We start from the raw sequence: 26442 nt of genomic DNA on the forward strand, positions 1-26442 counted from the left end.
GCTCCTGCGCGGTCGTGCCGCCGGTCACGGGACCGCGGGCACCTGGACGCCGAAGCGGTCGACGAGCTCGCGCTTGAGCACCTTGCCGCTCGGGCCGAGCGGCAGCGCGTCGAGGACGTGCACCACCCGGGGGTACTTGTACGCGGCGATCTCGGCGGCGACGAAGTCGACCAGGACCTGCGGCTCGACGGACGCGCCGGAGCGCAGGACCACCGCTGCCTCGATCTCCTGCCCGTGGACCGCGTGCGGCACGCCGAACACCGCGGCCATCGCGACGTCGGGGTGGGTGGCGAGGACCTCCTCGACCTGCCGCGGGTACACGTTGTAGCCGTTGCGGATGATCATGTCCTTGGTGCGGTCGACGATCGTCAGGTACCCGTCGTCGTCCTTCGTGCCCAGGTCACCGGTGCGGAACCACCCGTCGACGATGGCCTCGGCGGTGTCCTCGGGCCGGTCGAGGTACCCGTTCATCAGGTTGTGGCCCCGGATCACGAGCTCGCCGATCTCGCCGCGCGGCAGCATGACGATCGCGTCGCGGACCTCGGGGTCGGCGATCTCGACGTCGATGCCCCAGACCGCCGTGCCGATGGTGCCGGGCCGCGGCGGTCGCCCGACGTGGTTGAAGGTGGCGACCGGCGAGGTCTCGGTCAGCCCGTACCCCTCGTGGATCGGCGCGTCGAAGACCTGCTGGAACCGCTCGAGCACCGCGAGCGGCAGCGAGGCTCCACCGGAGATCGCGTACCGGAGCGTCGGACGGGCCTCGGACCGGGTCGCGGCGTCGAGCAGCGCCATGTACATCGTCGGGACGCCCATGAAGATGCCGCAGCCGTGCTCGACCATCGCGGCGAGCGCCGTGTCACCGTCGAACTTCGGCAGCATGACGAGCGTCGCGCCGGTCCGGAACCCGGTGTTCATCGTGCAGGTCTGCCCGAACGTGTGGAACAGCGGCAGGGCGCCGAGCAGGACGTCCCCGCGGTGCATGTCGAACGTGGTCATCAGGTTGGTGTTGACCTGTTCGAGCAGCGCGAAGTGCGAGCCCTCGGCGCCCTTGGGCTGGCCGGTGGTGCCGCTCGTGTACAGGATCGTGGCGGTGTCGAACGGGTGCCGCGGCACGTAGGTGTCGAGCGGTTCGCTCTGCGCGGCCAGGGCCTCGAGCCGGTCGGGGCCGGCCGCGGACCCGTCGTCCGTCGTCGCCGGTGCGAGCACGGTCACGACGTCGACCCCGGCGAGCTCGGCACCGGCGGCGCCTTCGCCGAGCAGCGGGGCGGCACAGACGAGCAGGGTCGCGCCGCTGTCGCGCAGGACGTACTCGATCTCGCGGCGCTTCAGCAACGCGTGCACGGGCACGGCCACCGCGCCGAGGGCCAGGGTGGCGTAGTAGACGCGGGGGAAGTCCGCGACGTTCGGCACGAGCATCGCCACCTTCGACCCCTCGGTCACGCCCCGTGCCCGGAGTGCCCCGGCGTAGGCCAGGGTCTGCGCCCACAGCTCGGCGTAGGTGGTGCGGACGTCACCCACGATGACGGCGACGTCGTCCGGGTACCGTGCCGCGGACTCGGCGAGGATCGCCGCGACCGACGCGGTCGCGCGGGTGGTGTGGGTGTCGTGCATGCCGGTCTCCGTCTTCCTCGACGACCTCGTCGTCGTCACCGCCGATCCTACGGCTGGACCCGCCGGACCGGTCAGGCAGGCTCGAGCCTCCGGACCGGTCAGGCAGGCCCGAACCGGCGGACCACTCAGGCAGGCTCGGCCCGGGGCCCCGGTCAGGCGGCGGACGCCGTGGGTTCCCGCCGCCGGATGAGCACCCCGGACGCCAGGGCGATCCCGAGCAGGACGACGAGTCCGCCGACGGGCTCGTTCCACCGCACCCGCTCCCCCAGCACGAGCACACCGAGCGCCACCCCGACCACCGGCGTCAGGTACGTGACGGTGGAGGCGCGGCCGGCACCCCACGCCTGCACGAGCCGCGTGTTCCAGGCGTAGGCCAGCCCCGTGCCGACGCAACCGAGCGCGATCATCGCGGCCACGATCCTCCCGTCCAGCTGCACCGGACCGGTCGCGATGACGGGCGCGACCAGCAGGAGCATCCCGGAGGCCAGCGTCAGCTGGACCGTCGCCAGCGTGACCGGGTCGTACGCGCTCGCCACGGCCACCCGGCGCAGGTAGGCGAGCCCGATGCCGTAGGAAGCGGTCATGCCGAGCAGTGCGACCTGCCCCGGCACGCTCGCCAGGACCTCCGGGTCGGTCAGGACGTCCCACGGGCCGACCAGCACGAGCACCCCGACGATGCCGAGCACGATCCCGAGCACCTGTCGTCCGCGGAGCCGTTCGGACGGCACGAGCACCGCGAGCGCGGCCAGCGTCATGATCGGCGTGGTCGCGTTGTAGATGCTCGCGAGCCCGGACGGCACCGTCTGCTCGGCCCACGCCATCAGCGACGACGGGACCGCGTTGAGGAACACCGCGACGACCGCCAGGTGCGCCCACGTCCGCGGCTCCCGTGGCCACCGGCGCCGGGTCGCCAGGAGCACCACGACGAGCGTCGCCCCGCCGAGCACGGTCCGCACGGTGGCGACCTGCTGCGGGGCGAGTCCGTCGAGGCCGATCTTCGCGAAGAGGAAGCTCGAACCCCAGGTCAGTGCGACGAGGGCGTAGAGGAGGGCGTTCACGAGGTACAGTCTCGGCAGATGCGCGGCATGTGGCGAACGCATGTCGCTCATGGACACATGAGGAGGACGCATGACCGTCTCGGTCCAACAGCTGCGCGCGTTCGTCGCCACGCTCGACGCCGGGTCCTTCACCGCGGCGGCCGCCGCGCTGGGCGTCGGCCAGTCCGCGGTGTCCCACGCCGTCGCCGGGCTCGAACGCGAGGTCGGCGGCCCCGTGGTGCGCCGTGGCACGGTCGCCGCCGCCACACCGCTCGGCGACCGCCTGCTGGCCCACGCCCGGAGCGTGCTCGCCTCGGTCGAAGCCCTGGAGGCGGTGGTCCGGCCCGCCACGGCGCGCGGCACCGTGCGCCTCGCCGCCGTCCCCACCGTCTGCCAGGGCCTGCTGCCGCGGCTCCGTGAGCTGTGGACCGTGACCCTGCCGGACGTCGACGTGCAGGTCTACGAGGGGGACGACGACGAGATGCCGGAGTGGCTCGAGGCCGGCACCGTCGACGCCGCCGTGCTCGTCGACCCCTCGCCCGTGCCCGACGGTGGCGTGGTCGTGGCGCGGGACGAGATGGCCGCCGTGATCCGCCGCGACCACCCCCTCGCCGAACTGCCCGCACTCACCCTCGACGACCTGCACGAGGACGGTCTGGTGGCGGGCGGCGGCGGCTGCGAGTACCAGATCCAGAAGCTGCACGAGCTCGACGGCCGCCCGTTCCGCTACGCCCACCGGGTACGGGAGATGAGCACGATGTTCGGGATGATCCAGCGGGGCGAGGGCGTGTCGATCGTGCCGACCCTGGGCCGCGGGATGCTGCCGCCCGACCTCGTGATGATCCCGATGGCCCGGCGGCTCGAACGGACCCTGGTGCTGAGCGGTCCGTCGTCCCGTGCGTGGCACCCGCTGGCGCGGGCCCTGGTGGACGCGGTCTGAGACGGACAGTCCCCCGGTCAGGCAGCTCCGGCAGCTCAGGCAGCTCCGACCTTCGGCGGATCCGCTCGGCCCGACAGCTCCCTAGGCTCGGGGCATGACCTCGACCGCGCTCCCCGCCGTGCCGCTCGGGCAGCGCGTGTGGTCCCAGACCTGGCGTGTCGCCGTCGCGGCCCTGACCGGGCTGCTCACCGCGGGGCTCGTGTGGCCGTCGATGGACACCCGCGGCTGGAGCGACCTGCACGTCGGCGCGCTGATCCTCGGCGATGTGGGAGCCGGCCTGGTGGCCCTCGTCCTCCTGCCGTTCCGGCACCGGGCACCGCTGGTGATCACGGTCGTCATCGCTGCCCTCAGTTCGGTGTCGACGTTGGCGGTCGGGGCGGCCGCGATCGCCACGGTGTCACTGGCCACCCGGCGCCGGGCCGTCGAGCTCGCCGTCGCCGGTGCGGTGCTGCTCGGTGCCACGGTGCTCTACGACGTCGTCCTGGCGCCCCAGGGCGACGCCATGCCGCTCTGGCAGATCGTGGTCGCCGGCGCCGTCGGCATCGCCCTGCTCGTCGCGATCGGCATCGGGATCGGCCAGCGCCGGGCGCTGCTGCTGTCCCTGCGCGAGCGCGCAGCCCTGCTCGAACGCGACCAGCAGCTGCGCGAGGACCGTGCCCGCGAGCAGGAACGCGCCCACATCGCCCGCGAGATGCACGACGTCCTGGGCCACCGGCTGTCCCTGGTCGCGCTGCACGCCGGTGCGCTCGAGTACCGCGGCCCGGGGCTCACCCCCGACGAGACCGTCGCGGCGGCCGGGGTCGTGCGGGCCGAGGCGCACTCCGCGCTCACCGATCTGCGCGACGTCCTCGGGGTGTTGCGCGACCCCGCGGCGAACGGTGGCGACGAGGTGACCGGCACCGCGCCTCCGCAGCCGACGCTCGTCGACCTGCCCGCCCTGCTCGACCAGGCGCGTTCCGGCGGTGCGACCGTCCGGGCGCGTGTCGACACCGACGGCACGGCGGTACCGACCGCCGTGGGGCGACACGCCTACCGGATCGTGCAGGAGTCGCTGACGAACGCCCGCAGGCACGCCCCCGGGGAGCTCGTCGACGTCGTCGTCGAGACCGTCCCCGGTCCGGCGATCCGGGTGGTGGTGTCGAACACACTGGCCGACGGACCTGCGCTCGGCGACGACTCCAGGCACGCGGCCGGACACGGCCTGCGCGGGCTCGCCGAGCGCGCCCGACTCGTCGGCGGGAGCTTCCGCGCCGGCAGCGACGACGGTCGCGTGCACGTGGTCGAGGCGGTGCTGCCGTGGACCCCGTGACCGCTCCCGTCCGCGTCGTCCTGGTCGACGACGACCAGCTCGTGCGCGTCGGACTCCGCCTCGTGCTCAGCGGCGACGACGGCCTGGTGGTCGTGGGCGAAGCGGGCGACGGGCTCGAGGCCGCGGGCGTCATCGCCGAGACCGCGCCCGACGTCGTGCTCATGGACATCCGGATGCCCCGGTGCGACGGACTCGTCGCCACCGAACGAGAACTGCGCCGCCGACCAGACCTGGCCGTCCTGGTGCTGACGACCTTCGAGGGCGACGACCTCGTGCTCGGAGCGCTGCAGGCCGGCGCCCGCGGGTTCCTGCTCAAGGACACCCCGCCGCACGAACTCGTGCAGGCCGTGCGGACCGTGGGGGCCGGGCGCTCGATCCTGTCCCCGTCCGTGCTCGACCGGGTCATCGCGTTCGCGGCCGGAACGCGCTCCGGCCGGATGGCCGGTGGTCCGGGCGGCGGACCGGCCGGACGATCGGCCGGCACCGCTCCGGACGGCACCGACGCGCGCCGGCTGCTCGCCCTGCTGACCGAGCGGGAGCGGGAGGTCGCGCTCGCCGTGGCGAACGGGGCGTCCAACGCGCAGATCGCGGCCGACCTGTACGTGGGCCTGGCCACCGTGAAGACGCACGTCGGGCACGTGTACGAGAAGTTCGGCGTCGAGAACCGGGTACAGCTGGCACTCGTCGTGCACGCGGCCCGGCGCGGGGACCCCACCGGGTGACCGGGTGACCGGGTGACCGGGTGACCGGGTGACCGGGTGACCGGGTGACCGTCGGCTGAACGGTCGACGGTGGTCCCTCGGCAGGATGGGCCGATGGCCGAGACACACGTGAAGACCTTCACCACCGCGGACGAAGCGGCAGCCGAAGCCGCCGGGCTCGCCTGGCTCGCCGAGGCCGAGGACACCGGAGGCACCCGCATCGCCCGCGTGCTCGGGCGCCCGAGCCCGACCGTGCTCGACCTCGAGCTGATCTCCGACGGCTCCCCCACCGCCGCCCAGGCCGAACGGTTCGGCCGCTCCCTCGCGCACACGCACGCCGCCGGTGCCGACCACTGGGGCGCGCCGCCCGCCGGATGGACCCGCGGTGCGGCGCTGCGGATGGGCCGCTCGCGCACGCCGTTCGTCGCGACCGAGCAGGCACCGGCGACCTGGGGCGAGTTCTTCGCCGAGTACCGCATCCGCGACTTCGTCCGCCGCATCGTCGACGCCGGCGGGTTCGACCGCGCCGAGGCCGCCGTGTTCGAACGGGTCGCCGCACGCGTGCAGGACGGCACGCTCGGGTCGCCGCAGCCCGCGCTCGTCGGGGACCGACCCGCGCGCCTGCACGGCGACCTGTGGGCCGGCAACGTCCTCTGGCCGACGGACTCGTCCGAACCGACCGGCGCCGTGCTCATCGACCCGATCGCGCACGGCGGGCACGCGGAGACCGACCTGGCACTGCTCGGGCTGTTCGGGCTGCCCCGGCTCGAGACGGTGCTCGCCGCCTACGACCGGGAGTCACGGCTGGCCGACGGCTGGCAGGAGCGCGTCGAGCTCCACCAGCTCGCGCCGCTGCTGCTGCACGTGTTCCTGTTCGGCGGCTCGTACACCGGGGCCGCGCTCCGGGCAGCGCAGCGGTACGCCTGACCCCTCGCACCGTGCGAGGGGCGCCGCACGAACGGTGCGAGGTTCCACACTCCGTGCGACCCCGCGTGCCTCGCACCGAGCGCGGAACCTCGCACCACGGCAGACCGCCCCCTCGCACCGTGCGAGGGGGCGCACCGAGCGTCCTTAGGCCGCACACAGCCGGCGCAGTGCAGCAGTCGGGGAACGCCCCGGATGCTCATCGACATGACCACGTACCCGATACCCGTGACCGACCGACGCGATGCCGCGCGCAGTGCCGCGCGGGATCGGCGCCGCCCGCCCCTCGCCCGGCTGTTCCTCGGCGAGCGCGAGGACGCCCGCTGGCTCCGGCCGGCGTTCTGGGCGCTCCTGACCGTGACCGCCGTGGTGTACCTGTGGGACCTCAGCATCTCCGGGTACGCCAACAGCTTCTACGCCGCCGCCGTGCAGGCCGGCACGAAGTCGTGGGAGGCGTTCTTCTTCGGCTCCCTCGACTCGTCGAACTTCATCACGGTCGACAAACCGCCGGCTTCGCTGTGGGTGATGGTGCTGTCCGCCCGGCTGTTCGGCTTCTCGAGCACCAGCCTGCTGCTCCCCCAGGCACTGATGGCCGTCGGTTCGGTCGCCCTGGTCTGGGGCACGGTCCGCCGCATCCTGGCCCGACTCGGCACCACCACCGCGAACGTCGGCGCCCTGCTCGCGGGCTTCGTCGTCGCAGCGACCCCGGCGGCGGCGCTGATGTTCCGCTTCGACAACCCGGACGCCCTGCTCGTCCTGCTGATGACCGCCGGGGCGTACTGCACGGTGCGGGCACTGCCGGAGGGCAGCTGGAAGTGGATGGCGCTCGCCGGGGTCGCCCTGGGCTTCGCGTTCCTGACGAAGATGCTGCAGGGCCTGCTCGTCCTGCCCGCCTTCGGCCTCGTCTACCTGTTCGCCGCCCGCACCGGTTGGGGCCGACGCGTGACCGGTCTGCTCGTCGCGGCCGGCTCCCTCGTGGTGGCCGCCGGCTGGTGGGTCGTCGCCGTGTGGCTCTGGCCCGCCGAGTCGCGCCCGTACATCGGCGGCTCGACGAACAACACCGTCCTCGACCTGGTGTTCGGCTACAACGGCCTCGGCCGGATCTTCGGCGGCTCGGGCAACGGCGGCGGAGGCGGCGGCATGACCGGCGGGACCGCCGGAGGCTCGTTCGGCGGCTCGACCGGTCTGAACCGCCTGTTCTCGTCGGAGATGGGGCTCGAGATCTCGTGGCTCCTGCCCGCAGCGCTCATCGCCCTGGTCGTCGGCCTGGTCGTCGTCGGCCGCCGGCACCTGGCCGATCCCGCACGCGCAGGTCTGGTCCTCTGGGGCGGTTGGCTCCTGGTCACCGGACTCGTGTTCTCGTACATGTCCGGCACGATCCACCCGTACTACACGGTCGCCCTCGCCCCGGCCATCGCCGGACTCGTCGGCACCGGCGGTGCCCTGCTCTGGCACGCACGAGCCCGGTTCGTCGGCCGCCTCGGCCTGGCTGCGATGATCGGCGTCACGGCGTTCTGGGGCTGGTGCCTGCTGAACGAGAACCCGACCTGGCTCCCGTGGCTGCGCTGGGCGATGCTCGCCGGTGGGCTGCTGTCCGCAGCGCTGATCGTCATCGGCAGCGTGCCGTCGCTGCGCAGGCTCGTCACGGTCGGCGTCCTCGCCGGCACCCTGTTCGGGCTGTCCGGCACCACCGCCTACGCCCTCGCCACGACGACCGTCGCGCACTCCGGTTCGATCCCGAGCGTCGGTCCGGCGGGCAGCAGCTCCGGCGGGATGGGCGGCGGTGGTACCGGTGGCTTCCCGGGAGGCACGGGCGGACCGGGTGGGTCGACCTCCGGCTCCGACGACGGCGGCTCCGACAGCACGTCGGACACCCAGCAGGGTCCCGGCGGGACCCCGCCCGAGGGCGGGTCCGGCGAGGCGCCGGACGGCACGACCGGCGAGGTGCCGGAGGGCACCGCCGGGCAGGCACCGGGCAGTGGCCAGGACGGCACGGACGACGCGACGTCCGAGGGTGGGTCGGGGACGGGCCTCCAGGCCGGGGGTGGTGGCGAGGGTGCGTCGACCTCGTCCGCCCTGCAGGAGCTGCTCGAGGCATCCGACGCGAAGTGGGCGGCCGCGGTCAACGGATCGCAGTCGGCCGCGCAGCTCGAACTCGACACCGACACCGCCGTGATGGCGATCGGCGGCTGGTCGAGCGACCCGGCACCGACGCTCGCGCAGTTCAAGGCGTCCGTCGCCGACGGTGACATCGGGTACTACGTGTCGTCCGGGTCCGGCGGCGGGATGGGCGGCGGTTCGTCGACCGCGTCGGCGATCCAGGAGTGGGTCGCGGCGAACTACGAGTCGACGACCGTCGGCGGCCAGACCGTCTACGACCTGAGCACCACGAAGTGATCGACGACGAGGGCGCGGTGGATAGGCTCCGGGGCATGCCCGGCCCCCCGCTGCAGCGCACCGACGGCTCCCCCGTCCGCGCCCTCGTCGTCGACGACGAGCACGCCCTGGCCGAGGCCGTCTCCCTGGCGTTCGCGGGCGACGGCTGGGCCGTGCGGTCCGTGCACCGCGGGCGCGACGTGCTGTTCGCGGCCCGGGAGTTCCAGCCCGACGTGATCGTGCTCGACGTGATGCTGCCGGACATCGACGGGTTCGAGGTGCTCGAACGGCTCCGCGACTCCCGCGACGGCGTCCGGGTGCTGTTCCTCACCGCACGCGACGCCCCCGAGGACCGGCTCACCGGGCTGACCGGCGGCGGCGACGACTACCTGACCAAGCCCTTCGGCATCGAGGAGCTGCTCGTCCGTGCGCGGATCCTGGCGCGCACCTCGGCCCGGGTCGCCGCGGCCGGGGTGAGCGCCGAGGTCGTGGTCGGGGACCTCCGGCTCGACGAGGACGCCCGCTCGGTCAGCCGTGCCGGGGAACGCATCGAGCTCACGCCGACCGAGTACGAGCTGCTGCGGCACCTGGCCCGGAACGCCAACCGGGTGCTGTCCCGCGAGCAACTGCTGGCGAGCGTCTGGGGCATGGACTTCGGCACGTCGTCGAACCTGGTGGACATGTACGTGTCGTACCTGCGGAAGAAGCTCGACGCCGGACGCGAGCCGATGCTGCAGACCGTCCGTGGGGCGGGGTACGTGCTCCGGCCGGCGACGTGAGCCGCCCCGGGCGCACCGCGCGTGTGCCGTCGCTGCGCTGGCGGATCGTGGCGGCCGTGGCCCTGCTGCTCGTGGCGACGAACGTCGTCGTGGGGGCGGTGACCGTCGTCGCGTTCCGGGGGTACCTGGTCGACCGACTGGACGCGGAGCTGTCGACGGCGGCGATGCGGACCGTCGGCGGACGGGACGGGGCCGAACCGCCGCCGGGGGCGTCCGGGCCACCGCCGGGGTCGTCGTCGTCCTCGTCCTCGTCGTCGTCGTCCTCCTCGTCGTCGTCGGACTCGGATGATCTGCCGGATCCCGACAACGCCTTCATCGGTGCGCCGGGGCAGTCGGCGGGCACGGTCATCGCCATCGTCCGCGACGGCGACGTGGTGCTCGGTGGCTACACCGACGGTGACGGTGACCAGCGCCGCCTGACCGCGGCGCAGCAGCGGACGCTCGCAGCGGTCCAGACCGGCGGCGAGTCCGTGACGGTCGGACTCGGCACGCTCGGCGACTACCGGGTGCAGGCGGTCGGCGACGACGGCGACGTGTTCGTCACCGCGCTCCCCCTCGGCGACCTCGACGCCGCGATCGCCCGACTGCTGCTCGTCATCGGGGTCGTCACGGTGCTCGGGCTCGCCGTCGCCGCGTGGGCCCTCACGGTGCTCGTCCGTCGATCGCTCCGGCCGCTCGAGCGGGTCGCCGCGGTGGCGTCCGGCGTGACCGCGCTCGACCTGGAACGCGGCGACCCGGACATCCCCGTCCGCGTGTCCGACTCCGACCTGCGCGCGAACCGCGAGGTCGCGCAGGTCGGCAACGCGCTGAACCGGCTGCTGGGCCACGTCGCCCGGGCGCTCATCGTCCGTCGTGACGCCGAGGCGGGCATGCGGACGTTCGTCGCCGACGCCTCGCACGAGCTGCGGACCCCGATCGCCACCGTCCGGGCGTACGCCGAGCTGTCGGAGCGGACTTCCGACCTGGACACCGTGCACCGCAACGTCGAACGGATCGGACGCGAGGCCGTCCGGATGGGCGACCTCGTCGACGAGCTGCTGCTGCTCGCACGGCTCGACGCCTCGGCCCTGGCGTCGGAGTCGCCGGCGTCGCAGGTCGTCCGCGAGCCGCTCGACCTGACGTCGCTCGTGGTCGAGGCCACCGTGGACGCCCGTGCGACCGCTCCGGACCACCGGTGGACGTTGCAGATCGTGGACGACCAGCCGGTCAGCGTGGCCGGCGACGAGGTGCAGCTCCGGCGGGTGGTCACGAACCTGTTGACCAACGCCCGGACGCACACGCCGCCGGGGACGGCCGTCGTGGTGTCGTTGCAGTCGGTGCCCGGGTCGGGAGGTGCCGTCGTCCGCTTCGTCGTGGCGAACGACGGGCCGCCGATCCCCACCGAGTCCCTGGCGACCCTGTTCGACCGGTTCACCCGGGGTGAGGCCTCGCGCTCACGGGAGCACGGCACGAGCGGCCTCGGGCTCGCGATCGTGCGGGCCGTGGTCCTGGCGCACGGCGGCGGTGTGCGGGTCGCGTCCGAGCCCGGACGGACCGCGTTCACCGTGGACCTGCCGGCCTCGGGCGGGTCGACGGGGGGCGCTTCGGGCGGGTCGACGGGGGACGCTTCGGGCGCTTCGTGCGCTTCGGGCGCTTCGTGAGCAGGAGATGTCGAGTGCCGCGACCGCACTCGACATCTCCTGCTCACCGAACGCCGCCCGGGTCGCATACTGGTCCGAGAACGCCCGACGAGGAGGCCCCGTGACGAACGCGTACGACAAGCTCCCGGGCCGCCCGGACCCCACCGACCTGGTGGTCGAGGTCCCGGCGTTCGAGGACGACCGCCCCCAGCCCGAAGCCGCTCCGCCCGCCGCGGCGCCAGAGCTCGTGGCCGCGACCGAGTTCGCGCGCTCCTCGCACGCACCGCCGACGATCCGCCGGACGCAGATGCGGGCGGGTGCCTGGATCGCGGGCGTCCCGATCGCGGCACTCGCGGTCGTCGCGATCGTGCAGATCCTGCTGCCCCGCTGACCGAGAGCGCCACTGATATGTAGAGTGGTACGCCCGGGGACGCGGTGGTGACGACAGCGACGAACGGGTACCGAGAGATCTTCGTCGATGAGTCGAAGGTCAAGGACTACCTCCTCGTCGCCGTCTGCCTCGAACGCTCATCGACACGGGCCGCACGGTCGGCACTCACCGGCCTCGTCCTGCGTGGGCAGTCGCGCCTGCACATGCGGAAGGAGAGCGACGCCCGTCGCCGGCTGATCCTCAGCACGATCGCGTCCTTACCGGTGAAGGTCGCGGTCTTCCGTGCCGTCAAGGACGGGCGATCCGACACAGCACGCCGTGCTGCGTGCCTCAGACGACTCGTCGCCGCCACCGCGGTGTCCCCGCGCGTCAGCGTGTGCTTCGAACGGGACGAGACACTCATCCGCAAGGACCGACAGTGGATCGTCGAGGCGACGCGGGACTCGGGTGGCGCCCGTCTGGTCCACCGCCACGAGACGGCTGCACACGAGCCGCTCCTGGCCCTGCCGGATGCAGTCGGGTGGGCGTGGGCGAAGGGCGGCGACTGGAGACGTCGTTGTCCACCGGAGATCACCGTGATCGACGTCTGAAACGCGCAGAACCCGAGCGCCCAACCGTCCGGATGGGTCTCGGGTCCACTTCTCGAAGCTCAACGCAACGAGCACGATCACGCTACCACCGTGCCATGTCACACGCCAGGACCGGCAGACGATGGCACGGCGATCCGGCGTCGTCCGGATCGTCAGACGATCGACCAACGTCGAGGCGCATCGCGTGCATCCGCGTCGGAGCGCACGCAGGCTGGGTCCTGTCCGAGCAAGACGACCCGAACGGGTCACCACTGCAGAGATGGGAAACACGATCATGAACTCGTTCAAGCGCACGTCCGTGAAGCTCCTCGCCGGCACCGCCCTCGGTGGCGCCGTCATCGCCGGGGCGTTCGTCGCAGCCCCCGCGCAGGCCGCCGAGCCCGCGCCGCCCAGCACCTCGTCGTCCGTCGGCGGCAGCGTCAACGTCAACCTCGACCCGGTCGCGATCGTCAACGCGATCAAGGACGCCGTCAACGACCAGAGTGATCGCGGCGGCGCCGTGCAGGCGGCACTCGACGTCGGCTACTGGAACGCCGGCAACCCCGACCGCCTCACCGTCGCGGTGGTCAACAAGAACCAGGACATCACCGTCGAGGGCGACGTCGCGGACGCCCAGTCGATCGACATCAAGGGTGGCAACTACGTCATCTACTGGTTCAAGGGCCCCGGCAAGATCACCAACAACGGTGACGGCGGCTGGCTGAACTGGGGTGCGTTCGGCACCATCGAACGCATCGACAACGTCATCCACGTCAACGGCGGCTGACCACCCCGTTCGTCGGCGACGCCCCCTGGGACCTCGGTCCCCGGGGGCGTCCCCGTGTGCGGTCGACCTCAGGGAGCGTCGTCGTCCGTCCGCGCCGCTTCGATCGCCGACGGCCGGTTGCGCGCAGCGAGCCTGAGGTCGCGCCGGGACCGGATCCAGCCCCGGACGAAGGCGACCGACACCAGCGCCGTCCGGTTCGGCGCGTTCCAGGACTTCATGAGCCGGCCGAGGTGCCAGGCGACGGCCTGCCGGCTGTAGGCGGTCTCCTTGGCGATCGCGTCGTTCGAGAGCCCGCGGGCGGCGAGCGCCAGCATCCGTTCCTCGGTCTCGTCCAGGCCGGGCGCCGACGCCACCAGGTCGATGTCGTCGGCGCCGAGTGCTGCGGTCGCGTCCCCCGACGCCCCTCCCCGCTGCTGCGCCCAGGCCTCCGCCCAGCACGAGCCGAGTTCGTGTGCCACGAGTGATGCCCGGCTCATCGCGAGCATCGTCCGTCCGGCGTGGTCGATCGTCGTCGCGTGCTCGCGGGTGGCCGTGTGCATGACGAGGGCGAAGACACGGATCGCGGGCAGGGCGCCGCGGAGCACGACCGAGACGTCGACCTGCGGGTCGTCGGCGCTGGCGGCTGCGACCTCGCGGAGCCGCACCAGGCACTCCGGGTCGAGTGGCTCCCCACGCTCGACCGCGCGCAGTGCCGCCGGGAGCACGAGCGGGACGATCTGCTCGTACCGACGCCGGAGCCAGTCGTGCCCGTCGGGTCGGATGCCGTGCAACGGTGGCGCGAGCAGCAGCTCCGTGAACTCCGGGCACCGCTCGTCGAGCGCCAGGCCCAGCCGCTCCCCGGGGAGCAGCACGGCCGTCCGTCGTGCCTCGTCACGCTCGGTCGTCATCGTGCGTCGACGGTATCCGGACGACAGGTGTCGTGTCCGCTGCGTTCACGTGGTGTTCGTTCTTACCCGGGCCACAGCGCCCTGCCTCGGCCCCCGTAGCCCCGCTGCCGAGCATGAGCGGCATGACGGAGACGAACCAGCCCCTCGACATCGACATCGTCGTCCCCTGCTACAACGAGCAGGACACGCTCGCCGCCCACGTGCGACGGCTCCACACCTTCTGCCGGACGTCGTTGCACCACTCGTGGCGGATCACGATCGCGGACAACGCCTCGACCGACGACACCGCCCGGATCGCCGACGACCTCGCCGCGATGCTCCCCGGCGTCCACGCGGTGCACCTGCCCGAGAAGGGCCGGGGCCGCGCACTCAAGGAGGTCTGGGCGGCATCGCCCGCGACCGTGCTCGTCTACGTGGACGAGGACCTGTCCACCGACCTCGCCGCGCTCGACCCCCTCGTGGCACCCCTGCTGTCGGGGCACTCGGACCTGGCGATCGGCACCCGGCTGGCAGGTTCGTCGCGCGTGGTGCGCGGCAGCAAGCGGGAGTTCATCTCGCGCTCGTACAACCTGCTGCTCCGGACGACGATGGGGGTGTCGTTCTCGGATGCGCAGTGCGGGTTCAAGGCGGTCACGAAGGCCGCTGCCGACCACCTGCTGCCGTTGTGCGAGGACGACGCCTGGTTCTTCGACACCGAGCTGCTCGTGCTGGCCGAGCACGCGGGACTCCGCATCCACGAGGTCCCCGTCGACTGGGTCGACGACGTCAACTCCTCGGTGCACATCGCGTCGACCGCGACCGAGGACCTGAAGGGCATGTGGCGGGTGTCGAGGAACATCGCCACCGGGCGGGTGCCGATCAGCACGGTCTACACGGCGATCGGTCGGCAGCCGTTCAGCCCACCGAGCGTCGGGTTCCTCGGGCAGGTCCTGCGGTTCGGGGCGATCGGGGTGCTCTCGACCCTGGCGTTCGCCGCCCTGTACGCCCTGTTCCGGCCGGCGATCGGTGCCCAGACCGCAGACTTCCTCGCGCTGCTGGTCACGGCGATCGGCAACACCGCTCTGAACCGACGGTTCACGTTCGGGGTGCGAGGCCGTGCGGGAGCGGGTCGGCACCACGTGCAGGGCCTGGTCGTGTTCGGCGTCGCCTGGGCGATCACGTCGGGGTCGCTGGTGGTGCTGCACGCGTCGGTACCGGGCGCTTCGCACGGTGCGGAGATCGCGGTGCTGACGGCAGCCAACCTGGTGGCGACCGGCGTGCGGTTCGTGTTGTTCAAGGCGTGGGTGTTCCGTGCTCGCCGGCGCCCGGAGCTCATCCGCCCCGGCACCACCCCGGCGGCCGACGCCAGCACGGCGGTCACCGAACCGATCGCGACCGCCGAACGCACCGGTGACCGCGCCGCCTGACACCGCGAGCAGCACGGCAGCGACCCGCCGCGCCGCCCATCCGGTGCGAGGTCGTCCGCTCCGTGCGGCGCTGCGGCCTCGCACCGAGCGATCACCCTCGCACCACCGCGAGAACGCCGCACGGTGCGCCACACCACCCGTGTTGCACGGTCGGTATACCAAGCCGTAGCATCGCCGTACCGCACCACCACCCCACAGGGCCCGACTGCCACCATCGGTCTGCCCGCGGCGAGCGCTCCATCGATGCAGCCCGCGCCGTCCGCTGCCGGCAACGCCCCACTGGACCCGCACGTGAACCCCACCTCTTTCGGTCTCTACGACCCTGCCCGCGAATCGAGCGATTGCGGCGTCGGTTTCATCACCCGTCTCGACGGGACACCGAGCCACGACGTCATCCGCAAGGGCGACGAAGCGCTGTGCTCCATCCCGCACCGCGGCGGCAAGTCCGCCGAGGGTGTCGGTGACGGCGCGGGCGTCAGCATCGACCTGTCGGTGGAGTTCTTCAGCGCGATCACCGGCGAGCAGCTGCGCGCCGGGCACTTCGGCGTCGCGAACTGCTTCGTGCCGAGCGGCGCCGGCCCGGCCGCGGACGCCGAGCGCGCGCGTGCGCAGCAGACCGTCACGGACGCCATCGAGCAGCAGGGCTTCGAGCTCCTGCTCGTCCGCGACGTCCCGGTGGACCACTCCGTCGCGCGCCCCGAGGCCGAGCAGTACCAGCTGCCGATCCTGCAGTGGGTCTTCCGTGCACCGTCCGACTGGGACCGCACCGAGGTCGACGCCGCCGCGAACCGCGCCCTGCTCGCGATCGAGGCGGTGTCCTACGCGCAGGCCGCCGCCGAGCGTGCCGAGCACGCCGCCCTGTACCCGCTCTCGCTCAGCGCCCGGACCCAGATCCTGAAGGGCCGGCTGAACTCGGGCGAGGTGATCGGGTACTTCACCGACCTGCGCGACCCCCGGCACTCGGTGCGGACGCTGTACTTCCACACCCGGTTCTCGACGAACACCGAGCCGCACCCGACGATGGCGCAGCCGTTCCGCCTGATGGCGCACAACGGCGAGCTCAACACCGACCGCAAGAACCGGCTGTCGGACGAGGCGCTCGCGCGGGCCCGCACCCGGAGCATCGTGCGTCCGCCCGGGCAGTCGGACTCGAGCCGACTCGACCAGACCCTGCAGAGCCGCGTGTTCGACGACGGGCTCGAGATCATCGAGGCCGTGGTCTCGCTCATGCCGCCGGCGTGGGAGAACGACCGCACCCTGACCCCGGACGTCCGGGACATGCTCGAGTACTTCTCGCTGTACGAGGAGAAGAACGACGGCCCCGCCGCCGTGATCTTCAGCGACGGCGACGTCGTCGGCGCCCGCCTGGACCGCCTGGGCCTGCGGCCGCTGCGCACCGTCGAGACGGCCGAGTACCTGATGGTGTCGTCCGAGGCCGGCCAGGTCGAGTTCGACGCCGACGAGGTCGTCCACCGCGGCCGCATCGAGGCCGGCGGCATGCTCGTCGTCGACCACCGCACCGGCACCCGCATGCGCACGGGCGAGGTGCTGCACATGCTCGCGGCCCGCCGTGACTACGGCGCCCTGCTCGACGCCGCCCGCGTGAACCTGGACGACGTGCCCGCTCCGGACTACGAGCGCACGACGTCCACCCTGGGCTACGACGGCGACCTGTCGCTCGCGGGGCGGTACGTGGCGTACTCATTGAACCAGGAGAGCTTCCGGTTCATGCTCGACCCGATGCTGCAGAACGGGTCGGAGCGCATCTCGGCGATGGGCTACGGCAACGCGATCAACGCCCTGAGCGACACCGAGGGCGGCATGGCGAAGTACTTCTCGCAGCGCTTCGCCCAGGTGACGAACCCGCCGCTCGACTCGATCCGCGAGGCCGACGGGATGTCGATGCGCGTCGCGCTCGGCGCGAAGCCGGACGGCACGGGCACCACGGGGCGTCAGCTCGTCGTGCAGTCCCCGATCCTCGGGCACCTCGACATGGTGCGGCTGCGCGAGCAGGACATCGTGCCGCTCGAACGTTTCGACATGCTCTACGTGCCGGTGCCCGACGACGAGCAGGCCAACGCCGACGCGGTGCGCGGCGCGCTGGACGCGCTGTGCGACGCGATCGAGGCGTTCGCGGCGCGCGGTGGGGGGATCGCGGTCGTGACCGACCGCGAGGTGTCGTCGACCCGTGCGCCCCTCCCCGTGATCCTGGCCGTGGCCGCCGTCAACCAGCGGCTCATCGAGACCGGTCTGCGCCTGCGGGTGTCCGTCGTCGCGGAGAGCGGTCAGCTGCCATCGTCACACCACGTCGCGACCGCGCTGGGCTTCGGTGCCGCCGCTGTGTACAGCTTGAGCGCTCGGCTGCGTGCGGAGGAGAAGTACCCCGCCGCACCCGCACCCGCCGGCGAGCTGACCGCGACCGACCTCGCACTGAAGCAGTTCCGCAAGGCCGCCGAGAAGGCCCTGGCGAAGACCATGGGCCGCGTCGGCCTGTGCACCGCCGAGAGCTACATCGGTGGCGAGTTCTTCGAGCCGAACTACCTCGACACCGGCGACGACGTGCTCGCGCGGATCTTCCCGCACATGCAGGCACCGGTCGGCGGCGTCGGTTTCGCGCGCATCGCCCAGGCGGCGACGGACTGGCACGAGCGTGCCCGCTCGGTGGCGTCCGAGGGCCAGGTCCCGCTGCTCGGGCTGTTCAAGGAACGCTCCGACGGCGCCGGCCACTCGTTCGGCGTCGCGAGCGTCCGCGGGTTCGGTGGCATGACCGAGGAGCGCCCGGCCTTCGAACGCTCCGGCGACTCGGACGCGCTACGCCTGCTCACGCTCGGCCAGCTCGACGACTCGTTCGGCATCACCGACGCCGCGTACCGGAACACCGGGTACGACCGACTGAGCGATGCCGAGATCGACGCGCACCGCATCACGCCGGGGTACGTCACGTTCCTGCAGACGACCCACGACGAGCGGTCCCGTCGTCCCGCCGCGCTCCGCGACGTGCTCGCGCTGCCCGCGGACGTCACCGGGATCGACACGGCCGAGGACTTCGCCCGCGAGCTCGGCCGCTTCTCGACGAGCGGCAACGCCAGCGTCACCGTGCGCGGGCTCTCCGGCTCGCGTCCGTCGGACGACCAGGACCTGCCGGGAGGCACGGAGCGGTTCCGGCTGGAGCTCACGTCGACGGGGTCCACGGGTGCACTGCGCCACGCGGCACTGGCGGACGGCCTCGCGCTGCTCCACCGGGGCAGATCGACGTCGACGCCGTCGACGACACCGGGGTGACGCTCCGCGCCACCGGTGCGGCCGTCGCCCTGCTCGCGCTGCTGCAGAGCGCCCCGGCGAGCGTCGGGCTCGACGAGGTGCAGCCGGCCCACGAGATCACCCGGACACTGGCCTCCGGTGCGATGAGCCACGGTGCGCTCGTCGCCACCGCCCACGAGGCCGTCGCGCACGGCACGAACATGGTCGGCGGCATGTCGAACAGCGGTGAGGGCGGCGAGCACCACTCCCGGTACGGCACCATCCGCGGCTCGCGCATCAAGCAGTTCGCCTCGGGCCGCTTCGGCATCTGGGCCGGCTACCTCGCCGACCCCATGCTCGAGGAGCTCGAGATCAAGATCGGCCAGGGCGCGAAGCCCGGCGAGGGTGGCCAGCTGCCCGCACCCAAGGTCACGGTGGACATCGCCGCGGCCCGTGGTGGCACGCCGGGCGTCGAGCTGATCTCGCCGCCGCCGCACCACGACACGTACTCGATCGAGGACCTCGCGCAGCTCATCCACGACTGCAAGGCCGCTCGTGTCCGGGTGATCGTGAAGCTCGTCTCGTCCGAGGGCATCGGCACGATCGCGGTCGGCGTCGCGAAGGCCGGGGCCGACGTGATCAACGTCGCGGGCAACACCGGCGGCACCGGCGCCGCGGCGGTCACCAGCCTGAAGTACGCCGGCCGCTCCGCGGAGATCGGCGTCGCAGAGGTGCACCAGGCCCTGGTCGCGAACGGCCTGCGCCAGAAGGTCACGCTCCGCTGCTCGGGTGCGCACCAGACCGGCAGCGACGTCGTCACGAGCGCCCTGCTCGGCGGCGACAGCTTCGAGTTCGGCACGACCGCGCTCATGATGCTCGGCTGCGTGATGGCGAAGAACTGCAACGTGAAGTGCCCGGCGGGCCTGACCACGAACGCCGAGGCGTTCGAGGGCGACCCCCGCGCGCTCGCGCAGTACCTGCTCAACATCGCCCACGACGTGCGGCAGATCCTGGCCCGTCTCGGCCTGCGCTCCCTGCGCGAGGCGCGCGGCCGGACCGACCTGCTGCAGCTCCTGGACCACCCGGCCAGCGTGGGCCGGCTCGACGCCCGCGCCCTGCTCGCCCAGGTGCCCGAGAAGATCGTCGCGGACCCGGAGTACCTGGAGAAGGACTTCCACACCGACGACGCCCTGCTCGAGCGCGTCCGCACCGCGCTCGTCGACCACGCGCAGGAGCACGTACTCGTGCACGGCGTGCTGCTCGGCAACGCCGACAAGTCGGTCGGCGGCCAGCTCGGCATCGACCTCGAGCGCCTGCTCAACCACGAGCTCGGCGCCGAGGACGTCCAGGGCCTGCCCGCCGTGACGACGGACGACCGCGGACGCCGCCGGCTGGTGGACGGCGCGGTCACGATCCGCACGCAGGGCTCGGCAGGGCAGTCCTACGGCGTCTTCAACAACGACGGCGTCGTGCTCGAGCACACCGGCACCGCGAACGACGGCGTCGGCAAGAGCCAGAGCGGCGGACGGATCATCGTCCGCGCCCCCGGTGGCGGCAGCGCCGAACAGGGCGGCAACGTGCTGGTCGGCAACTTCGCGCTGTTCGGGGCGACCGGTGGACGCACCTTCGTCGAGGGCGAAGCCGGTGACCGGTTCGCCGTCCGCAACTCCGGTGCGACCGCCGTCGTCGAGGGCGTGGGCGACTTCGGCTGCGAGTACATGACCGGTGGCGCCGTCTTCAACCTCGGCGCGTTCGGCAAGGGCCTCGGCAACGGCATGTCCGGCGGGTTCCTGTACCAGTACGACCCGTCCGGCCAGGTCGCCGAGCGGGCCAGCACGGATTCGCTCCTGGTGTTCCCCGTCACCGACACCGAGCGCGGTGCCTTCCACGAGTCCGCCGCACGCCTGCTGCTCGAGTGGCACCTCGAGGCGACCGGTTCGGCCCTGGCCGAGCGGCTGCTCGCCGAGTGGGACACCGCCCGAGCGCACGTGTACGTCGGCATGCCGCGTGCCCTGCTGCTCACGCAGGACGCCGGCGAGATCCTCGCGGCGGCGACCAGGCCCGACCTCCTCGACGAGCTCGCGACCTCGATCGCCACCGACAAGCTCCGCGCGTTCAAGCTCGACTACCGCGACCAGCGCACGGTGCTCGACGGCCGTGCCCCGGCGCTCGGCGACCAGGGCGAGGACATGTTCTCGCTGCTGTCGTCGTACACGGTGCTCGGGGTCGCCCAGGACGTCGCCCTCGAGCGCGTCCCGGGTGCGTTCGGTGCCGCCGACCCGCGGGTCGCCGAGGCCGTCAAGAACCTCGTGCTCACCGAGGACTTCTCCGTCAAGCAGCGCGTCGTGAAGTACCTGCGCGGCACGCTCGACCGGTTCGCCGACGACCAGCTCGCGACCCTCATCGCGATCAAGCGGCTCGACGACTACAAGCGCGCGCTCACGCAGCGGAACAACCGCAGCATGGACGCGCCGGGCACCACGGGGTGGATCATGCACCAGAACGCCAAGAACGACGGTCGCGTCCGCGAGGCCCGCTTCGACGAGCTGCTCGCCACCGCGGCGCTCGAGGACATCGCCCGCCGTGCACCGCAGGCACCGACCGAGGCGGTGACCGCGTGAGCCTGCTCCCCCCGACCGGGTCGCTGATCCCCGTCGACGCACCGTTCTCGGCCGCCCAGGAGTCCTGGCTCGCCGGGTTCATCGCGGGCATCGCCGCCGCCGGCAAGAAGGTCGCAGCCAGCGCGCCCACGACGACGATCGACGTGCTCTTCGGCACCCAGACCGGCAACGCCGAGTTCCTGGCCGACGAGCTCGTCGCCGGCGCGAAGGCCCGCGGACTCGGCGGTCGTGCCAGTGCGCTCGACGCCGTCACCCCCGAGCAGCTGGCCGAGATGTCGCACGTGCTCGTCGTCACCTCGACCTACGGCGAGGGCGAGATGCCCGACAACGCCGGGCTGTTCTGGGACGCCGTCCAGGCGAGCACCGTGCCGCGGCTCGAGGGGCTGCAGTACGCCGTCCTCGGACTCGGCGACACGAGCTACGACGAGTTCTGCCAGGCCGGCAAGCTCCTCGACACCCGGTTCGAGCAGCTCGGCGCGACCCGCATCCACGACCGTGTCGACTGCGACGTCGACTTCGAGGACCCGGCCGCACTGTGGACCGCGGCGGTCCTCGACCGCCTCGCCGCCGAGGCCGGCGCGACAGCTGCACCCGGCGCGACCCCGGGCGGTGGTGCCGGCGACGGTGCCGGCGCGACCGGCGGGGCGGGCGCGAGCCGTGCCTCCCGGCCGGGGTCGCAGTGGAACAAGCGCAACCCGTACCCGTCGCGCCTGGTCGAGAACCGGCTGCTCTCCTCGCCGCGCAGCGCGAAGGAGATCCGGCACTACGAGTTCGACCTCGGCGACTCGGGCATCGAGTACGCGGCCGGCGACGCCCTGGCGGTCGTGCCGGTGAACGACGAGGTCTTCGTGGCCGACCTGCTCGAGCAGGTCGGCGCGAACGGCGGCGAGGCGTTCGACGGCCGGCCGATCACCGAGGTCCTGCGGACCGACCGTGAGATCCGGACGCCCTCGAAGGACCTGATCGCCGACCTGGTGCAGCGCGCGCCGTCGAGCGAGCTCGCGGCCGTCGTGGCGCACGGCGACAAGCACGAGCTGGACCGCTGGCTCTGGGGACGCGACGTCCTCGACCTGCTCCGCGACGCCGGCCCGGCCGCCCCGGGACTCGACGAGCTGCTGCCGAACCTGCGGCCGCTGCAGGCGCGCCAGTACTCGATCTCGTCGAGCCCGCTGGCGCACCCGGACCGCATCCACCTGACCATCGCGTCGGTGCGCTACGGCGACCCGCACCGGATGTACGCCGGCGTCGCGTCGACGTTCCTGGCCGACCGGGTCGACCCGGACGGCACCGTCGACGTCTACCTGCAGCCGAACGTGTCGTTCGGGGTGCCGGCGGACGAGTCGGCCCCGATGATCATGATCGGACCGGGCACGGGGGTCGCGCCGTTCCGCGGGTTCCTGCACGAGCGCGCGGTGTCCGGCGCGACGGGGCGCAACTGGCTGTTCTTCGGCGACCAGCACCGGGACACCGACTTCGTGTACCAGGACGAGCTCACCGAGCTGCAGGAGCAGGGTGTGCTCGACCGCCTCGACCTGGCGTTCTCGCGCGACCAGGCCGAGAAGGTCTACGTGCAGACGCGGATGCTCGAGCGCTCGGCGGAGCTGTTCGCCTGGCTCGAGGACGGCGCCCACCTGTACGTGTGCGGCGACGCCTCACGCATGGCGAAGGACGTCGAGGCCGCACTGCTCCAGGTGATCCGGACCGGACGCGGGCGCGGCGAGGACGACGCGCAGGCCTACCTGGCGGACCTGCGTCGCGCGAAGCGGTACGTGCGCGACGTCTACTGAGCCGCACACGGCGTGCGGCCCGCGTGACGGCGGAGCCCCGTGCGGGTGCGACGGCGGCTCTGCACGCAGGCCTGATGAGTCCGCCCCGGCCACGGAACCCGAATCCGATGGCCGGGGCGGTCCCGGAGGAGCGCCGGTCGATGGGGGCGGACCGGCGGGCCCTGCAGTGTGACGCACGCGTCGTCGACGCACAGCGTCGGTGATGCGTGCAGCGAGTCCCCTGATCCGGGACTCGCGTCCCTCGCGATTCTCGGCGACCGGTGGTTGGTCGGCACCGGACTCGCTGTGCGTCACGGACTGTTCGGGTTCCCCTCCTGCCGCGGACTCTGTCAACACCGGAGCCCGAGCAGACCGGTGCGGGGGACGACAGCCGACCGCGGTACGGAAACGGTACGACGGTGGAGAGTCCGAGCGGAACCCGTTGACCGGGACCAGCGCACGTGCTACCGCGCCGGGACCAGCGCACGTGCTACCGCGCCGGGATCAGCGCGCAGTGCTCCCGCTCGGTGTCCCCGAGGCGTCGTCCGCGTCGCCGGGCGCCACCGCCCGCGACCACGCGGAGTCGGCCGCCGTGCTGGTGTCCTGCGGCTCCGGGGTCAGCACGAGCCCGGACCCCGAGGTGGCCGAGGCGTAGAGGTCCTCGAGCCAACTGCGGTTGATCGACGGCACCCGGCTGCCGGTGAACTTGAAGTGCAGGCTCACGTTGGGGTTCAGCCAGATCGTGCTGCGACCGTTGCCGTGGACGACGTCGTCCTTCCACGAGAACGCGAAGCGGTGATCGCGCCGGAGCATGTTGACGATGACGATCTGCAGGTGCGTGAGCGCGCGGTCGTCGATCCGCAGGTCGAGCGGTCGGCCGTCGTAGATGAGCTGCCCCATGGCTCCTTCTACTCCTGTGTTCCGGTGTGCGCGAGACCGGACGCCCAGTTCGTGATGGTGCGGTCGAACCAGACGGCGTCGACGTTGCGCTCCCAGGCGTGCTCGGCGGGTTCGCTGACCGCCAGTGTGACCGTGCCGGGGTGGGCGTCGGCGAACTCCTGACTGGCCGAGAACGGCACCGTGGTGTCCCCGGTGGAGTGGATGAGCAGGGTCGGGGGCAGCCGCCGCGGCGCACGCAACCAGGACAGCTCCCGCACGTCGACCGGCGAGCGCAGCCCCACCAGCCGGCAGAGGACCGGCGTCGCCATCGCCCCGAGGGCAGCGCCCACCACGGGGCCCGGCAGCCCCGCGCGACGGGCCTGGGACCGGACGGTGACGGCCCAGTCCAGTGCCGGGGCGACGAGCACGATCCCGACCACGCGGTCGCGGTGCACCGAACGGGCGAGGAGCTCGTGTGTGATCGTCGCGCCCATCGACCACCCCACGATGACGAGCCGTTCGGCCCCGTTCGCGACGGCGTGGTCGAGCGCCACCTCGACGTCCGCCCACTCGCGCGTGCCGAGGTGCGAGGCCCGGCCCTCCCACGGGGCCTCGCCGTCGCCACGGAACGACGGGACGACCGAGGTCCAGCCGAGCTCGAGCGCCGCGGGGACGGTCCGGAGCGCGGTGACCCGGGTCGTCCGGATCCCGTGCACGTGGACGGCCCAGGTCCGGGCGGCCGCAGGATCGGCACCCTGCGCAGCCCCGCGGTCCGGGCGTGCAGCACCGTCCGGCCCGGGCCGCACCACCCACGCGGGCGCCGGCCCCACCGGCGTCGGCAGCGACACCTCGGACCAGTCGACGTCCATCGCCGCCGGGTCCGGGTACACGTGCCCGCTCCACCGCACCCGCGACGACACCGCGCCGGTCGTCCGCACCACGGCCCGGCGCACGAACCCGGCGGCTTCGTCGACCTCGAGCACCGGCCCGACGGTGGTGTGCCCCGGGCCGTCGTGCCACAGCCCGTACTCCCCCGGCCGCACGGTGTCGTCGGTGATCGGCAGCCGCACGGAGTCCGCGTCGGACTCGATCACGGGCGTCCACCGATGGCCACCCGGCAGCACGATCCTGCCGACGACCTTCCGCAGGACGACCAGGACCGCCAGGGACACCGCCGCCAGCACCACGAGCGCTCCGAGCACCCACCACACGATCGTCACGCCGTCATCCTCCGAGGTTCCGGGTCAGGGTCCGTTCCGCCGACCGCACCTGCGCGAGTTCGGCGTCGTCGAGGGTCCGTCCCTGCACCTCGGCGTCGCGGATCGCGATGACCAGGTCGTAGGTCCGGGCCTGCGGGTCCCCCGGCCGCTCGACCGCCCGCACCGCGTGCCGACGGGCGATGCGGCGCAGGCGTCGGTGGTGCGCGCGGTGGCGCAGGTCACGGCCCCACCGCCGGAACGTCAGCGAGGCCATCGCCACGACGATGAGCACGATGCCGAGGTAGAACGGCGGGTCGAAGGCCAGGCGCAGTCCGTCCCGCACCCCGGCCGGGAAGAGTCCGAAGTGGTCGGCGGTGAGCGAGACGACCTCGTCGACGCTCGCCACGACGACCAGGGCGAGCCCGACGCGGAACACCACGAGCGCCACCGGGTTCTGCAGCACGCCGCGGCGCAGTGTCGTCGCGGCGATCAGTCCCACGCCCACCATGTACACGGTCGCGTAGAGCCACATCGGGGTCTGCTCGATCTCACGCACGATGAAGTGGAAGTCGGTCCCGCCACGCTCCTCGACCAGCAGGAACGGCACCGTGAACGCCACGACCACGAGGAGCAGCGCCACCGGCCGTGCCAGCAGTGGGCGCTCCGGCAGGTCGTCCGTGCTCGCGCGCAGCATCAGCCAGAACGCGACGGTCGCGCAGACGTTCTGCACCAGGTTGATGAGGTTCGAGCCGCCCAGGGCACCGTCGAGCACCGGCTGCGGCACGACGCTGCCGAGGGTCAGGAGCCCGAGCGCCCCGACGCCGGTGGCGCCCCAGGCAGCCCGACCACGGGGGTTCCGCAGCACGTACGGCGTGCGGGCGAGGAAGATCAGCGCCGCGAACCAGAAGGCCGCGGCGTGCAGGACGGCCATCAGCCGTAGGCCCGCTCGTCCGCGCCCGTGGCCCCGGCGAGCAGGACGGTCGCGAGCTCGTAGGCGAACCGTTCGGCGAAGTGCTCGTCGTCGTCGGAGATGCTCACGAGCCCGGAGTCGGCGTCGAGCGCGCGACGGCAGACGTGGCCCCCGGCGGCGAACTCGGCGACGGACGACCGGGTCGGTGTGCCGACGTCGCCGTGCACCAGGTGCCCGAGCTCGTGCAGCACGCAGTGCATGCGGTAGAGCGGCGGTGCGCCGGCCGGCACGAGCACCAGGTTCTCGTGCTCGAACTGCGACACGAGCGCGGTGAGCGGACCCCAGCTCGGCCCGTCGACGTCGACGACGCGCGTGGGCTTGCCGACCATCCGACCGACGCCGCTCACCACGTCGGACAGCTGCGGTGCACGAGGCAGGGTGGCCACGAGGGCACGGACGGCACCGGACGCACCCAGCTGCTCCGCCATCGC

At 72.7% G+C, this 26442-nt stretch carries 21 protein-coding genes; 14 read left to right on the top strand and 7 right to left on the bottom strand.

Annotation, left to right across the window (positions count from 1 at the left end):
* Positions 1–24 precede the first annotated feature (24 nt).
* Both OE229_RS16715 and OE229_RS16720 read right to left on the bottom strand, forming a co-directional pair.
* Positions 25–1611: a long-chain-fatty-acid--CoA ligase gene (locus tag OE229_RS16715; protein ID WP_182065177.1), complete on the bottom strand. Its 1587-nt coding sequence runs from the start codon at positions 1609–1611 to the stop codon at positions 25–27.
* 152 nt (positions 1612–1763) lie between these two features.
* Positions 1764–2669, bottom strand: coding sequence for a DMT family transporter (locus tag OE229_RS16720; protein WP_262138979.1), 906 nt, complete (start codon positions 2667–2669; stop codon positions 1764–1766).
* 70 nt (positions 2670–2739) lie between these two features.
* Here OE229_RS16720 and OE229_RS16725 point away from each other — a divergent pair, with 70 nt between their 5' ends.
* The 10 genes from OE229_RS16725 to OE229_RS16770 all read left to right on the top strand — a co-directional run bounded on the left by OE229_RS16725 (position 2740) and on the right by OE229_RS16770 (position 13043).
* Positions 2740–3588 carry a LysR family transcriptional regulator gene (locus OE229_RS16725; RefSeq protein WP_182065135.1) on the top strand — a complete coding sequence of 283 codons (849 nt, stop codon included), beginning with the start codon at positions 2740–2742 and terminating at the stop codon, positions 3586–3588.
* Positions 3589–3682: 94 nt separating this feature from the next.
* Positions 3683–4897 (top strand): sensor histidine kinase, encoded by a 1215-nt coding sequence (locus OE229_RS16730; RefSeq protein WP_259580198.1) that lies wholly within the window; start codon positions 3683–3685, stop codon positions 4895–4897.
* Positions 4885–5619 carry a response regulator transcription factor gene (locus tag OE229_RS16735; protein WP_262138981.1) on the top strand — a complete coding sequence of 245 codons (735 nt, stop codon included), beginning with the start codon at positions 4885–4887 and terminating at the stop codon, positions 5617–5619. The genes OE229_RS16730 and OE229_RS16735 overlap by 13 nt, the downstream gene beginning before the upstream one ends.
* 93 nt (positions 5620–5712) lie before the next feature.
* Positions 5713–6525 carry a fructosamine kinase family protein gene (locus tag OE229_RS16740; RefSeq protein WP_262138982.1) on the top strand — a complete coding sequence of 271 codons (813 nt, stop codon included), beginning with the start codon at positions 5713–5715 and terminating at the stop codon, positions 6523–6525.
* 225 nt (positions 6526–6750) lie between these two features.
* Positions 6751–8919, top strand: a complete 2169-nt coding sequence (locus OE229_RS16745) for an ArnT family glycosyltransferase (RefSeq protein WP_262138984.1) — start codon at positions 6751–6753, stop codon at positions 8917–8919.
* A 35-nt stretch (positions 8920–8954) separates the two neighbouring features.
* Positions 8955–9677: a response regulator transcription factor gene (locus OE229_RS16750; RefSeq protein ID WP_315973836.1), complete on the top strand. Its 723-nt coding sequence runs from the start codon at positions 8955–8957 to the stop codon at positions 9675–9677.
* Complete coding sequence (locus OE229_RS16755; protein WP_263344764.1) at positions 9674–11317, top strand: sensor histidine kinase; 1644 nt, start codon at positions 9674–9676, stop codon at positions 11315–11317. Before OE229_RS16750 ends, OE229_RS16755 begins: the two co-directional genes overlap by 4 nt.
* 100 nt (positions 11318–11417) lie before the next feature.
* On the top strand, positions 11418–11687 hold the full coding sequence (locus tag OE229_RS16760; RefSeq protein ID WP_259580202.1) for a hypothetical protein: 270 nt from the start codon (positions 11418–11420) through the stop codon (positions 11685–11687).
* 47 nt (positions 11688–11734) lie between these two features.
* On the top strand, positions 11735–12277 hold the full coding sequence (locus OE229_RS16765) for a hypothetical protein (protein WP_182065141.1): 543 nt from the start codon (positions 11735–11737) through the stop codon (positions 12275–12277).
* Positions 12278–12536: 259 nt separating this feature from the next.
* The gene (locus tag OE229_RS16770; protein ID WP_247737636.1) at positions 12537–13043 is read left to right on the top strand and encodes a hypothetical protein; all 507 of its coding nucleotides are present in this window, start codon (positions 12537–12539) and stop codon (positions 13041–13043) included.
* A 68-nt stretch (positions 13044–13111) separates the two neighbouring features.
* On the opposite strand, the gene OE229_RS16775 is transcribed toward OE229_RS16770, so the two are convergent.
* Positions 13112–13930: a helix-turn-helix transcriptional regulator gene (locus OE229_RS16775; protein ID WP_182065142.1), complete on the bottom strand. Its 819-nt coding sequence runs from the start codon at positions 13928–13930 to the stop codon at positions 13112–13114.
* 113 nt (positions 13931–14043) lie between these two features.
* Here OE229_RS16775 and OE229_RS16780 point away from each other — a divergent pair, with 113 nt between their 5' ends.
* From OE229_RS16780 to OE229_RS16795, 4 genes are all read left to right on the top strand, one after another.
* Positions 14044–15336 (top strand): bifunctional glycosyltransferase family 2/GtrA family protein, encoded by a 1293-nt coding sequence (locus OE229_RS16780; protein WP_259580204.1) that lies wholly within the window; start codon positions 14044–14046, stop codon positions 15334–15336.
* 291 nt (positions 15337–15627) lie between these two features.
* Positions 15628–18618: a glutamate synthase central domain-containing protein gene (locus tag OE229_RS16785; protein WP_263344765.1), complete on the top strand. Its 2991-nt coding sequence runs from the start codon at positions 15628–15630 to the stop codon at positions 18616–18618.
* Positions 18615–21197 carry a glutamate synthase-related protein gene (locus tag OE229_RS16790; protein ID WP_263344768.1) on the top strand — a complete coding sequence of 861 codons (2583 nt, stop codon included), beginning with the start codon at positions 18615–18617 and terminating at the stop codon, positions 21195–21197. Before OE229_RS16785 ends, OE229_RS16790 begins: the two co-directional genes overlap by 4 nt.
* Positions 21194–22984 carry a sulfite reductase subunit alpha gene (locus OE229_RS16795; RefSeq protein WP_182065145.1) on the top strand — a complete coding sequence of 597 codons (1791 nt, stop codon included), beginning with the start codon at positions 21194–21196 and terminating at the stop codon, positions 22982–22984. The genes OE229_RS16790 and OE229_RS16795 overlap by 4 nt, the downstream gene beginning before the upstream one ends.
* 483 nt (positions 22985–23467) lie before the next feature.
* Here the strand turns inward: OE229_RS16795 and OE229_RS16800 are convergent, their stop codons facing one another.
* The 4 genes from OE229_RS16800 to OE229_RS16815 are packed head-to-tail and all read right to left on the bottom strand — an operon-like array spanning position 23468 to position 26439.
* Complete coding sequence (locus OE229_RS16800) at positions 23468–23863, bottom strand: DUF7882 family protein (RefSeq protein WP_182065146.1); 396 nt, start codon at positions 23861–23863, stop codon at positions 23468–23470.
* An 8-nt stretch (positions 23864–23871) separates the two neighbouring features.
* Complete coding sequence (locus OE229_RS16805) at positions 23872–25062, bottom strand: alpha/beta hydrolase family protein (RefSeq protein ID WP_262138987.1); 1191 nt, start codon at positions 25060–25062, stop codon at positions 23872–23874.
* 4 nt (positions 25063–25066) lie between these two features.
* Positions 25067–25972: a hypothetical protein gene (locus OE229_RS16810; RefSeq protein WP_262138988.1), complete on the bottom strand. Its 906-nt coding sequence runs from the start codon at positions 25970–25972 to the stop codon at positions 25067–25069.
* The gene (locus OE229_RS16815; RefSeq protein WP_182065149.1) at positions 25972–26439 is read right to left on the bottom strand and encodes a hypothetical protein; all 468 of its coding nucleotides are present in this window, start codon (positions 26437–26439) and stop codon (positions 25972–25974) included. The genes OE229_RS16810 and OE229_RS16815 overlap by 1 nt, the downstream gene beginning before the upstream one ends.
* Positions 26440–26442 lie beyond the last annotated feature (3 nt).

This window comes from Curtobacterium poinsettiae, from assembly GCF_025677645.1.
Taxonomy (GTDB): domain Bacteria; phylum Actinomycetota; class Actinomycetes; order Actinomycetales; family Microbacteriaceae; genus Curtobacterium; species Curtobacterium poinsettiae_A.

What these genes read in the sequence shown, in the direction of transcription:
- OE229_RS16730 (WP_259580198.1), top strand. Translation starts at nt 3,683, where the DNA reads ATGACCTCGACCGCGCTCCCCGCCGTGCCGCTCGGGCAGCGCGTGTGG.
- OE229_RS16810 (WP_262138988.1), bottom strand. Translation starts at nt 25,972, where the DNA reads ATGGCCGTCCTGCACGCCGCGGCCTTCTGGTTCGCGGCGCTGATCTTC.
- OE229_RS16750 (WP_315973836.1), top strand. Translation starts at nt 8,955, where the DNA reads ATGCCCGGCCCCCCGCTGCAGCGCACCGACGGCTCCCCCGTCCGCGCC.
- OE229_RS16780 (WP_259580204.1), top strand. Translation starts at nt 14,044, where the DNA reads ATGAGCGGCATGACGGAGACGAACCAGCCCCTCGACATCGACATCGTC.
- OE229_RS16740 (WP_262138982.1), top strand. Translation starts at nt 5,713, where the DNA reads ATGGCCGAGACACACGTGAAGACCTTCACCACCGCGGACGAAGCGGCA.
- OE229_RS16715 (WP_182065177.1), bottom strand. Translation starts at nt 1,611, where the DNA reads ATGCACGACACCCACACCACCCGCGCGACCGCGTCGGTCGCGGCGATC.
- OE229_RS16815 (WP_182065149.1), bottom strand. Translation starts at nt 26,439, where the DNA reads ATGGCGGAGCAGCTGGGTGCGTCCGGTGCCGTCCGTGCCCTCGTGGCC.
- OE229_RS16725 (WP_182065135.1), top strand. Translation starts at nt 2,740, where the DNA reads ATGACCGTCTCGGTCCAACAGCTGCGCGCGTTCGTCGCCACGCTCGAC.
- OE229_RS16775 (WP_182065142.1), bottom strand. Translation starts at nt 13,930, where the DNA reads ATGACGACCGAGCGTGACGAGGCACGACGGACGGCCGTGCTGCTCCCC.
- OE229_RS16800 (WP_182065146.1), bottom strand. Translation starts at nt 23,863, where the DNA reads ATGGGGCAGCTCATCTACGACGGCCGACCGCTCGACCTGCGGATCGAC.
- OE229_RS16770 (WP_247737636.1), top strand. Translation starts at nt 12,537, where the DNA reads ATGGGAAACACGATCATGAACTCGTTCAAGCGCACGTCCGTGAAGCTC.